A 12,317-nucleotide genomic window follows, 5' to 3' on the forward strand; every position below is an offset into this window, starting at 1 on the left:
TTCACCTCGTATATTACATTATCTCAATAACTCAACAATACCTTCTACATTATGAGTTCTTGCACATTTATAATTTTTAATATTAACTTTTTCAAGAGCCTCTGCAGTTATATGTCCTATGCATATTATTTCTTTATGCTCTAATAATTTAAAATCCAATTTACTTCCTTGAAAATTTTTCATAAATCCTTTTACACAGGATGGGCTAGTAAAAGTAAGTACATTAACCTTCTCTAAAATTTCTGACAGCTTACCTGACTCATACTGTGGGCTCACCACATCATATATATATACTACTTCCAGCTCTGCCCCTATTTCTTCAAGAGTTTGCGCAATAGAATTATGGGCAATATTAGAGGTAGGTATTAGTACCTTTTCTCCTCTTTTAACTCTATGTTTTAACTCCTCTGCTAATTTTTCTGATTCAAATTCCTTTGGCGAAATTTCCGACTTTAAATAGTAGTTATTTAAAGCTTTTTCCGTAGCACTTCCAATTACAGCTATTTTAGCTTTACTTATAGATCTTATGTCTTCCTTATATTTCATTAATCCCTTAATAAATATTTTTACAGCATTCTCACTGGTGAACACTATCCAATCATACTTTTCTATATCTAAATATATTTCCTTATTCCTATCAATATTATCCTTTACTTCTATCATTGGCAGTTCTACAGGAACTGTATCTATATCCTTAAGTCTTGAACATATTTTCTGTGATTGTTCCTTTGATCTGGTTACAAGCACTCTCTTTTTAGAAGAAGTTTTACCTTCAAACCAGTTTAGATACTTTCTAAGGGAAACCACCTCTCCAACTACAATTAATGCGGGAGATTCCATTTCAGCTTTAAAGGTTCCAATATTCTCTAAAGTTCCACACACTGTTTTCTGATTTACACGGGTACCATTAGATATTACAGCCACAGGAGTTTCCTTTTTCTTGCCGTAATTTATGAGATTTTCGCATATGGTATCTAGATTATTGAGACCCATAAAGAAAACCAAAGTTCCAGAAAGCTTTGCTATGACCTTATAATCTATAGCTTCTTCCTCTTTTGATGGATTTTCATGGCCTGTTATTACATGAAAGGAACTGCTTACGTTTCTATGTGTTACAGGAATTCCTGCATAGGCAGTTACAGCATTTACTGCTGAGATCCCGGGTACAATTTCAAATTTTATTCCCCCTTGAAAAAGATGAATTGCCTCTTCTCCACCTCTTCCAAACACAAAAGGGTCTCCCCCCTTTAATCTTACAACATATTTACCCTCTTTTGCCTTACTTGCCAGTATTTCATTGATATTGTGCTGAGGTATGGTATGATTACCTGCTTTTTTCCCTGCATCTATCTTTTCCGCTGATTCTTTAGCATAAGACAAAAGTTTTGTGTTTATAAGTCTATCATATACTATTACGTCCGATTTTTTTATACATTCCAATGCCTTTAAGGTTATAAGCCTTTCATCACCTGAACCAGCCCCAATAATATATACTATACCCTCCACAATTATTTTTCCTCCTTAAGTTTCATAAGTTTTTTAGCAAGTTCTATCCCGATATTTTCATATTCATCTATATTCCCTACTACTTTGCTTTTAAAAATAGCAGCATTATCATCATCACATACAAAACCTTCCAACTCAATTTTGCCATTGATTTCAGTGCTGTGAGCACCTATAGCAATACTGCAGCCTCCATTCATTTCTCTTAAAAAGCTGCGTTCTGAAAGCAAGCATTTAAATTCTATTTCCCTCACCAGAGCGCTTACAATATCCTTTACTTCCCTGTCTCCACTTCTGAATTCCACACATAATGCTCCCTGTCCCACAGAAGGTATACATTTATGTATATCAACGTATTCTGATATTCTATTTTCCCAGCCCATTCTCTTAAGACCAGCTGCTGCCAATATTATTCCGTCAGCTTCTCCATTTAACATTTTATTTATTCTGGTATCTATGTTTCCTCTTAAAAGTTTAAACTGAAAATCAGGGCGAAGCCTCCTCAGCTGTACCATCCTTCTAAGGCTGCTGGTGCCTATAACAGCCCCTTCTGGTAAATCCAAAAGAGATATTTTTTTCTTAGCAACCAAAACATCTCTAGGATCTTCTCGCTTTAACACAGACAAAATTTCAAAATCCTCTATCACAACATTTTGCACATCCTTCATGCTGTGAACAGCTAAATCTATTTCATGATTTTTCAATGCATTCTCTATTTCTGCTATAAATAATCCTTTACCGCCTATTTTACTTAAGCTTTTATCCAGTATTTTATCTCCAGTGGTCTTAATCTGCCTTACTTCTATAATGAGATTTGGATAATGCTTCTTAAGATTTTCAATAACCATATTAGTCTGAGTAACTGCCAGTTTACTTCCACGAGTACCTATTATAATTTTAGATTTCATATACAATCCTCTTTCGATTTTAAAGTGCAACATCCTTTTCCAATGTAATCCTGGAGGAACTATCACACTGATATATATCTATATTTTCGTTTACAATCCACTCTAAATATTTAGATATATCTTCTCTTACTAATATCATGCCTCTATTAAATTCTATTCTACGCTTATTTTCATTTTCTTTTGCTATTTTTTCTATATCATCTATTACATATAAGCTTACATTTTCTATATTTCCAATGTCTGGTTCTACATCTCTTGGTACAGCCAAATCCAATATACACATGGAATTTCCACTATAATTATTTAAGAATTCCTCTTTGTGTATGACAAAATGAGGTGCACCTGTACAGCTTATTATTATATCCACATCTTTGACAGCTTCATATTTATTATCAAAATCTATGCCCTGAATATTATCTGCAATAATTTCCATATCCATAATTTTATTCTTAGTTCTATTGGTAACATAAATTTTTTCTACACCTTCAGATAGAAGATATTTTATAGCTATCTTACTCATTTTGCCAAGTCCTACTACCAGGACTTTCTTACCCTTAAGCTTTCCGAAATGCTTATGTATAAGCTTTATACCTATAGAACTTACAGATATAGATGTCTGAGAGATATTAGTAATAGTTTTAACTTTTTTGGCATTAGTAATAGCACTTAAAAATAATCTGTTTAAAATCTTTCCACTGGCTTTATTAGTAAGTGCCTCACTATAGGCATTTTTCACCTGACCAAGTATCTGATCTTCTCCCAGTACCATAGATTTAAATCCGTTAGTCACCTGAAAAAGGTGGTCAATAACTTGAAAGCCTGATCTACAGACTACATTATCTTTAATTTCTTCTGTATCTATATTAAAAAATGAACAATAAAAACTACGTAAGTATTCTTCTCCATTTTCTTTTTCCAAAATTCCATATATTTCACTTCTATTACAGGTAGATAAAATCACAGCTTCCTTTAAAATACCTTCACTTTTTATTCTTTCAAAGGCTCTTTTTATGGCGCTAGAGGTGAAATTCACTTTTTCTCTAGTGGTAAGCTTACTATTTTTATAATCAACTCCAGCCATAACTAAATAATACATTTTATACTCACCTTCTAAAATTATTTTTAAAAAAATATACTAATTTACATATGTTGTATAGTAATATTGTAAATATGTTATTTATATGGGGAAATAAATTTATACCATAACAGTAGCAAATCATTGATAAATCCTCTAAACAATATTCATCAATTAAACATCCAAAAATTATTATAGGATAAGACACAATTGTGTCTTATCCTAATACTATAATATTAATTGTAAAGCATATTAAATAAAATAACAAGTTACAAGAAGAAAATTGCAATTAATAAAGAGTATACAATTCTATATAATCACAATTCACAATATTATGCACAGAGCAGCTATTTAGGCATCTTCAGAGAAATATACTATATACTGACTAGTTATTTCTTTTTGGATGCCTTATTTTAAAATTTATAGATTTAATAAATCTATAATAGCCTCAGCCTTTTTATCAGAATTAAACTCTGCTTCATCTATATTCAAAGATATAACTGGATATTCTGATTTTTCATAATCAAATACGTTATCGCAGTCTTCTGTAAAGGCATTTGGATTTCTCTTTTTACATATTTCGTTGGAGGCTTCCACTAATATCTCTACGTAATTATCTTTTCCAATTACTTTTCTAGAATATTCCCTGGCTTCTTTAAATCTGCTTACAGAAGTTACTATAGTTATAGTTCCGCTATCTGCAAATAGATTTGAAACCTCAGATATTCTTCTAGTCTGCTCGTAAGAATCCTTAGGAGAAAAATCCAAATCACTGCTTAGTCCAAATCTTACATTAGCTGAATCTATATAATATACTTTTTTGCCAAGTTCAAAAAGCTTCTTTTCAAGTTTAACGGCAATTTCATTTTTTCCACATCCAGGTAGTCCAGTAAGCCATATTACTTTACCCTTTTGTCCTAGAGCCTCTTCTCTATCTTTTCTCGATACAAGTCTCTTTCTTATAGTAATATTTTTGCTTTTTACATTTGTCACTTCTCTATTTAGAGAATCTTCTACATTTGATATGATTCCACCGCCAGCAGTATTATAATCATCTATAATTACAAATCTTCCTAGAGCCTGTATATTTCCAAAGGCATCAAAACATATAGGTGTTTTTGTCTTTATAGTAACTTCTGCCACGTCATTTTTCTTTATATAATTTAATTCACTATTAGTTTTCAGTGATGCCGCATCTATTATCTTATTAATTGAGAAAACTTCAAATTCCACTTCCTGAGTTGCAATTTTAAGTTTATACTTCTTTCCTCTTTCTAGGTTATTTTTACCCATCCAGAATACATTTGCATTAAAAATATTGGCTGTAGCAACATGATCTTCTTTGTGGCAAATAACTTCTCCTCTTTTGTTAAAGAACTCATCCTCCACAGTAATTCCAACGGACATGCCAGCTGAAATCACATCAGTCTTATCCTTGCCTTGCCAAGCCTCAATAGATTTAATTCTTGTAGTTTTACCGCCTGGATATATTACAATTTCGTCACCGTTTTTCAAAGTACCTGCTTCTATTCTTCCGGCAATTATTCTTCTGTCATCAAATTTATAAACATCCTGTATTGGGAATCTTAGAGGCTTCTCCTCTATTCCTTTTGCCTTTTCTATTTTATCCATACATTCAAGAACATAATCTCCCTTATACCAAGGCATTTCAGATGGTTTTGAAGTTATGTTCTGACCATTAAAAGCAGATATTGGTATATACTTTTCAGGATATACATTTAAATTATTTAAGAATTCGTTAAATTGAACCTGTATTTCATTGAATCTCTCTTCTGAATAGTCTACAAGATCCATTTTATTTACAAGCACATATACTTTCTTTATACCAAGTAATGAAAGTATGTAACCATGTCTTTTGGACTGCTCCTGAATACCTTCCTTTGCATCTATCAAAAGGAAGGCTGCTTCTGCACTGGCTGCCCCTGATATCATATTTTTTAGGAATTCCTTATGTCCTGGAGCATCTATTATTACATAGTCTCTTTTCTTTGTAAAAAATTGAATCATAGTTATATCTATAGTTATACCCTGCTTTTGTTCCTCTTCAAAAGCATCTAAAAGATAGGCATATTCAAAGGACTTTCCCTTTTCTGCAGATATCTTTTTTACTTTTTCTATAGCTCCAGCAGGAAGTGAATCTGTATCATATAACAGTCTTCCTATAAGTGTTGACTTACCATGATCTACGTGTCCAACTACTACAATATTTAAGTTTTCTCTTTCGCTCTTCATTTTAGGCACCTCCAACTACATATATCCATGTTTTCTAAGTTTTTCTAATGCATGAGCATCTTCCTGATCCTGTGCTCTTCCTGATCGTTCTGTTTCTTTTGTATTCTTCAATTCTTCTATTATTTCATCTACATTGGAAGCACTGGATTCTATAGGATTAGTACATGGCGCACATCCTAAGCTTCTGTATCTTTTACCATTTTTAGCAAAATACAAATCAACTACAGGAATATTTTCCCTTTTGATGTATTCCCAAATATCTATTTCTCTCCAGCCTAAAAGTGGATGTATTCTTATGTGATTTCCCTTTTTGAAGTCAGTTTTAAATTGATCCCAAAGTTCTGGTGGCTGATCAGTATAGTCCCATTCAGATTCAGCATTTCTTTCACTGAAAACTCTTTCCTTGGATCTTGATCCCTCTTCATCTCTTCTTACTCCAACAATAAGTCCTTCAAATTCATATTTACTAACTACTTCCTGAAGTCCATCCGTTTTTAATGCTTTGCAGCAGACTAATCTTCCTTTTTGTGGTCCCATCCCCTCTTCTAATGCCTTCCAGTTTGTATTTACTATAAGATTCAGATTATAGTCTTTAGCAACTTTGTCTCTAAATTTTATCATTTCAGGTATTTTAAATGTAGTATCCACATGAATTAGTGGAAATGGGCAATTTCCGAAAAAAGCCTTCTCTGCAAGCCACAGCATTACTGTTGAATCTTTTCCTACTGACCAAAGCATTCCAAGTTTTCCAAAATGCTTATAAGCTTCTCTCAATATATATATACTTTCGGCTTCCAATCTGTCTAAATGATCCATAATTAATTCCTCCTATTTTCTCATGTAAATCCATATAATTCATATATGTTATCCTTATATAAATTATATGGATTTACACATTTTATACTTATATTTACTGCAACTTAATTTTTTTTATAAGTTTACAAAACTCTACCTAGTCCACGCTTATTTCTCACACTATTCTCTAAAGCTCCAAATATGAGTTTATCAATTATAAGTCCAAGTACTATGATTACAATCATTACTGCTACTACCTGACTTATATCAGCAAGATCTCTTCCTACCATTAATATTTGCCCTAGTCCTTTAGTTGCTGATAACATCTCTCCTGCAATTAATGCTCTCCAGGCAAAGGACCAGCCCTGCTTCATACCTCCTATTATGTCTGGAAGTGCAGAAGGAACTACTACATTCCAATAAAGCTTTATTCCCTTAGCACCCATAATCTTGCCTGCTTTGATATGTATGGGATTTACATTTTTTATTCCAGACTCTGTAGCCATACAAACTGCAAATACAGAACCAATAGTAACAACAAATAATATAGAACTTTCATTAAGTCCATACCAAAGTATAGCAAAAGGTAACCAGCATACACTTGGAAGGGTTTGGAGTCCCAATATTAAAGAACTTAAATTTTCATCCAGATATTTATATCTAACAACAATAAGTCCTAGCGGCAAACCTATAACAAGTGAAATCAAATAGCCTATAAGGAGTCTTCTAAGGCTTACTACAGTTGCAATAAACAGACTATTATCTCCTATAAGTGATTTTAAAGTTTTAAATACATCTATAGGTGATGGAAAAGAATAGGGCTTCCATATTCCTAAAGCATCAACACCTATTTTATAAACCATTTCCCATATCATTATCAGAATTATATAAAATATTATTCTCTTCAATACTCCAATCACTGTCGTATTCAGCTTTTGCAACCTTCTCCACCTCCTCTTTTAACTCTTTCATAACCTCGGAAACTACATAAGTAAGATCTATACTCTGCGCTTCCCTTGGCCTTGCTAGTTCTATTTTAAATTCTCTTTTCACTCTTCCTGGATTAGCAGACATTACTATTACTCTATCGCCTAAAAGTACGGCCTCTTCCACATTATGAGTTACAAATACTATAGTTTTCTTTGTTTCCCACCAAATCTTTTGAAGTTCAAGCTGAAGTATACTTTTAGTCTGACTGTCTAAGGCTGAAAATGGCTCATCCATTAAAAGCACTTCCGAATCAAGAGTTAAAGCTCTGGCAAGAGAAACTCTCTGCCTCATTCCACCAGACAATTCATGTGGAAAAGAATTTTGAAATTTAGTTAGATGTACCATCTTTAAATATTTTAAAGCTTTTTCTCTTCGCTGCTCTTTTGATACATCTGCCATTTTCATTCCAAACTCTACATTCTCTATGACACTAAGCCAAGGAAACAATGCGGCTTCCTGAAACATAAAGGCCTTATCCGGTCCAACTTCCTTTACTTCTTTATCCTTTAAGGTTACTTTTCCCGAAGTAGGTTTTTCAAGACCTGCAATTATATTAAGCAGAGTGGATTTACCACAGCCCGAGGGCCCCAAAAGACATATAAACTCTCCCTTTTTAAAAGAAAGATTTATATTGTCCAGTGTAAAAGTTTCCTTACTTTTTGTTATAAACTTCTTACTGACTCCATCAATGACTAAACTCAAACATATCACCTCTTTTATTTTTAATTAAACTCCAATTCTACAAATAATTCACTAAATCATTGATAACACTTGAATTTTTTTATAAGAAATTTTACACATGAGTGTAAATATATCAACCCTTTTAAAAATTACTTACCAAATCTAGATTAGCATTACCAAAAATAAAAAGTCAACTTTGTTTTTATAAATTGACTTTTTATTTTTTTATCTATTATAACTTAATTAATAGTTTTTTCACCTTTTGCTTTTAAAACTTTATTTAGTATGGTTAAATCAAATAAACCTTTATCATCTGGTTTTTCTTTTATGAATCCAGCTTTTACAGACATATCAATCATTTCTTTTGTTGCCTCTGTTTCTGGATTTACAGTAACAGTTAATCTCTTAAATGCTGTATCTAAGACAGATTTATCTAGAGGTTTCTTTGTCAATGTGTTCAATTCATCATTTACTTTCGTAGATGCTTCAGTCTGACTCTTATTTAGATAATCAGTCAATTCTACATGAGTTTTTAAGAATTTTTCAACTACATCCGGATGGTCTTTGATAAACTCTTTTCTAGCTACTACAACTGCTGTAGAATATTTTCCCTGTTTCCATATCTGATTGTAATCCAATATTATTGAAGCCCCTGATTTAGCCTGGATTGTTGCTCCCCATGGCTCTGGAACTAATGCTGCATCAATAGAACCTTTATCAAGTAAAGACACTATATCTGGATTGTCAGCCTGCACTATCTGAACTGTTCCTCCTTTAGTAGTATCTTTTAAACCATTTTCTTGAAGTAAAAATCTAAGGCATAAATCCTGAGTATTACCAAACTGAGGTATAGCTACTTTTTTACCCGATAGATCTTTTACACTTTTTATTGCACTGTCTTTTTTACCTATAAGCACTGCACCTGCATCAGTGGCACCAGCAATTATCTGTAAATCACCTTTTGACTTTGTGTATCCATTTATAGCTGGTCCTGGTCCTATGTACCCAATATCCACAGCTCCTGAAAGAAATGCTTCAATTTCTGAAGGGCCGGCATTAAATTGCTTCCATTCAATTTTTGTACTCCCTAAATCCTTTTGGAATTGACCATTTTGCATACCTACTAAAGCCTGTGAATGGGTTATGTTAGGGAAATATGCAATCCTTACTGTATCTAATGGCTTACTACCTGTTGTATTAGAAGAGCCACTTGTGTTATTAGCACTGCTGCAGCCAGCTAGCACCCCTATAGTTAGCATTGCAACCAGTGAAAATAGAATTTTTTTACCTTTCATTTTATAAACCCCCTTTTATAATATTGAATCTAATTTAGGCATATGAAAATAAATGGTAAGTCAAAGATATACTGACTAGTTATTTATTTGAATGTGCCTTATATAAACATTAGTAAAATTATTGCTAATATCTATTTGCCTCTTTTCTATTTGTAGATATTACTACTTTTTCGCCATTTTTATCGGTAATATTCCAATTTAATATATCTTTATCCTGCTCTACATATAAGCTGGCACCATTACCACCAATATCTGCACCTAAATAATATTTAATCGCTGCTACTTTACATTCTTTCAGGCAAGCTGTACATCCCCAACAGTTCTTTTCATACTTTATATAGGCTTTATTTTCTTTATCTTTATATATTAAGGTACCAGGACAAACATCTATACATTTTCCACAACCAACACATTTATCTTTATCAATTTTTATGCTCATAGATTTCATCCCTTCCCACTAAATCCCTAAATATAATTTTAACTTTCCCATCCCTATAAGTAGAATTTACATATCTTAGCCAGTTTTCATCATCTCTTTGTGTATAATCCTCATTTTCTTGATAACACTTCCATCTGGTTTCATGTCTGGCTGATAGATGACAAATTAATACTTTAGCCACATACAATCGATCAAGTATTTCATATATAAACAATAATTCATGGGTATCTTTTGCATTAAGTTTTTCAGTTATTTCAATGAGCTCTTCAATTCTCTTTGCTGCTATACTGAGTTTTCTAGCACTATATCTGTAATTTTGAGATATACCACCTGAGTATTCATCCATTACTTTTTGCATGGCTTCTTCCACTTCTTCTATGGAATACAGAGAAAATTTATTTTCAAAAAAACTGTTAATCTCTTTAAGCTTATCTTTAATATCAGCTTCTAGAACTTCTTGAAGCTGTACAGATTGTATATATTTCACTGCTTCCTGGGCAGCAATTTCAGCTTCTGCAAAACATCCTGTTACATATTTTTTAGGGCTGCCACCTGCTACATCTCCTGCTGCATATAAGCCTTTTAAAGTAGTCTTTCTATTAGTATCTACCCAGTATCCACTAGCTGTATGGCCTCCAACAATGTAAGGTTCTGTTCCTTCAATTTCTACATCCTCTGTAGCTGGTGAAGTACCATTTTCTATCCATTTCAAAGTTTGGGCTGGTGCCATATTTAAATAGGCTTTAAGTAATTCCTCATTTTGCTCCTCTGTTATACCTGTAGTCTTTAAATAACATGGACCTTCTCCATTTAAGTTTTCCATAACTGTGGCGTATAATCTATTAATTGTAGTAGGTTTACCATATTTATTTACATACAACTCTTTTGAACCATTTACCTGAGGTGTCCTAACCCCCTGTGCTATAGTTCCTGTAGGTGCTATGGTATCTTTACATCTAAGTGCTATAAACCTCATTTCAAAGGTAGTCATTTCGGCCCCTGCTCTTATGCCCATAGCATAACCTGCTCCAGTATCAAAAGGACTATACCACATTTTATGCCTTGAAAAGGTAGGATTATTAGGTTTATATACTCCAGCTGCTCCTCCTGTAGTACATATTACTGACTTTGCATGTATTACATAAAACTCATCAGTATCCAGAGAAAATCCATATGCTCCTATTATCTTTCCATCTTTCTCAATATAATCTATAATGTTTAATTTATTTATAACCTCTATGTTTTCTATGTTTTTAACCGCAACTGCCAGTATTGGTTTAATATTTTCACCATTTATTTTTATGCTTCGCTTGCCTCTGGTTATATACTCACCAGCCTCATCCTTTAAAATGGTAAGCCCAGCATCTTCTATATCCTTAGTTACTTTATTAAGCCTTTTAGCAATGGAATATACAAGATCTTCCCTTATAACTCCATTGAACTCCTTTTTCACATATTCTACAAAAGACTCTGGTGTTTCATCCCTTGTTATATACGCATTCAATGCATTAACTCCTGCTGCAAGACATCCACTTCTTTTTATATTTGCCTTTTCCGCAATAGTTACCTTTATATTTGATTTAGCAGCAGTGATGGCTGCAAAGCAACCTGCAGCACCACCGCCTATTATAAGAATATCTGTAGTACTAATTCTAGGTTCTAATCTCATCGGTATTGTCCTCACTTTAATTACCTTTATAGTATCTTTAACTGATTTCTGCAAAATTAATTAATTTTACAACGGCTTACTTAAGCTCCAGATAATCTATAATTTTAGATACACATTCTTCTAAGCTGTCTATATGTGTTTTCACTGTTATCTCCGGATTAACAGGCGGTTCATAAGGTGAATCTATACCTGTAAAATTTTTAATCTCACCTTTTCTGGCTTTTTTATATATACCCTTTGGATCTCTCTTTTCACAAACTTCTATAGGACAGTCTACATAAACTTCTATAAAGTCATCTTTTAAAAGTTCTTTTACAGCTTCTCTGTCCTTTATAAAAGGTGAAATGAAAGTTGTTATGGTTATAACCCCTGAATCCACAAATAATTTTGAAAGTTCTGCTATTCTTCTTATATTTTCAATTCTATCTTCTATAGAAAATCCAAGGTCAGAATTCAAACCATGTCTTACATTATCGCCATCCAATAAATATGTGAGCTTTCCCATATCGTGAAGCTTCTTTTCAAGCATAGTTGCCACAGTAGACTTTCCGGATCCTGAAAGTCCTGTAAACCAAATGAGTATCCCCTTCTGCCTAAGAAGTTTTTCTCTATCCTGTCTACTTACATTCGTCTGCTGCCAGACTATATTTGTTGCCTTTATTCCCACAGAATCACCTCATATTGCTTCTAATGCACATTCAAATAAATA

General features: G+C 32.9%; 11 protein-coding genes. All 11 read right to left on the reverse strand.

Annotation, left to right across the window (positions count from 1 at the left end; genetic code table 11):
• Window positions 1–18 precede the first annotated feature (18 nt).
• The 11 genes from cobA to cysC all read right to left on the reverse strand — a co-directional run bounded on the left by cobA (window position 19) and on the right by cysC (window position 12,275).
• Entirely contained in the window at window positions 19–1,506 is a 1,488-nt protein-coding gene (cobA, locus tag CLOPA_RS20435; RefSeq protein WP_015617328.1) for a uroporphyrinogen-III C-methyltransferase, read from the reverse strand.
• Between the two features lie 2 nt (window positions 1,507–1,508).
• Window positions 1,509–2,411: a hydroxymethylbilane synthase gene (gene hemC, locus CLOPA_RS20440; RefSeq protein ID WP_015617329.1), complete on the reverse strand. Its 903-nt coding sequence runs from the start codon at window positions 2,409–2,411 to the stop codon at window positions 1,509–1,511.
• Window positions 2,412–2,430: 19 nt separating this feature from the next.
• Window positions 2,431–3,507 (reverse strand): glutamyl-tRNA reductase, encoded by a 1,077-nt coding sequence (hemA, locus tag CLOPA_RS20445; protein WP_015617330.1) that lies wholly within the window; start codon window positions 3,505–3,507, stop codon window positions 2,431–2,433.
• A gap of 399 nt (window positions 3,508–3,906) precedes the next feature.
• Window positions 3,907–5,739, reverse strand: coding sequence for a GTP-binding protein (locus CLOPA_RS20450; RefSeq protein ID WP_015617331.1), 1,833 nt, complete (start codon window positions 5,737–5,739; stop codon window positions 3,907–3,909).
• 15 nt (window positions 5,740–5,754) lie between these two features.
• Window positions 5,755–6,555, reverse strand: a complete 801-nt coding sequence (gene cysD / locus CLOPA_RS20455; protein ID WP_015617332.1) for a sulfate adenylyltransferase subunit CysD — start codon at window positions 6,553–6,555, stop codon at window positions 5,755–5,757.
• 122 nt (window positions 6,556–6,677) lie between these two features.
• Complete coding sequence (locus CLOPA_RS20460) at window positions 6,678–7,409, reverse strand: ABC transporter permease (protein ID WP_015617334.1); 732 nt, start codon at window positions 7,407–7,409, stop codon at window positions 6,678–6,680.
• Window positions 7,387–8,226 (reverse strand): ABC transporter ATP-binding protein, encoded by an 840-nt coding sequence (locus CLOPA_RS20465; RefSeq protein ID WP_015617335.1) that lies wholly within the window; start codon window positions 8,224–8,226, stop codon window positions 7,387–7,389. Before CLOPA_RS20465 ends, CLOPA_RS20460 begins: the two co-directional genes overlap by 23 nt.
• 218 nt (window positions 8,227–8,444) lie before the next feature.
• A complete protein-coding gene (locus tag CLOPA_RS20470; protein ID WP_015617336.1) occupies window positions 8,445–9,500 on the reverse strand; it encodes an aliphatic sulfonate ABC transporter substrate-binding protein in 1,056 nt (351 codons plus the stop codon).
• Between the two features lie 124 nt (window positions 9,501–9,624).
• Entirely contained in the window at window positions 9,625–9,939 is a 315-nt protein-coding gene (locus CLOPA_RS20475) for a 4Fe-4S dicluster domain-containing protein (protein ID WP_015617337.1), read from the reverse strand.
• Window positions 9,923–11,608 (reverse strand): adenylyl-sulfate reductase subunit alpha, encoded by a 1,686-nt coding sequence (locus CLOPA_RS20480; RefSeq protein ID WP_015617338.1) that lies wholly within the window; start codon window positions 11,606–11,608, stop codon window positions 9,923–9,925. Before CLOPA_RS20480 ends, CLOPA_RS20475 begins: the two co-directional genes overlap by 17 nt.
• Before the next feature lie 76 nt (window positions 11,609–11,684).
• Window positions 11,685–12,275, reverse strand: a complete 591-nt coding sequence (cysC, locus tag CLOPA_RS20485) for an adenylyl-sulfate kinase (RefSeq protein ID WP_015617339.1) — start codon at window positions 12,273–12,275, stop codon at window positions 11,685–11,687.
• Window positions 12,276–12,317 lie beyond the last annotated feature (42 nt).

The organism is Clostridium pasteurianum BC1 (assembly GCF_000389635.1).
In the GTDB taxonomy this organism is placed as follows: domain Bacteria; phylum Bacillota; class Clostridia; order Clostridiales; family Clostridiaceae; genus Clostridium_I; species Clostridium_I pasteurianum_A.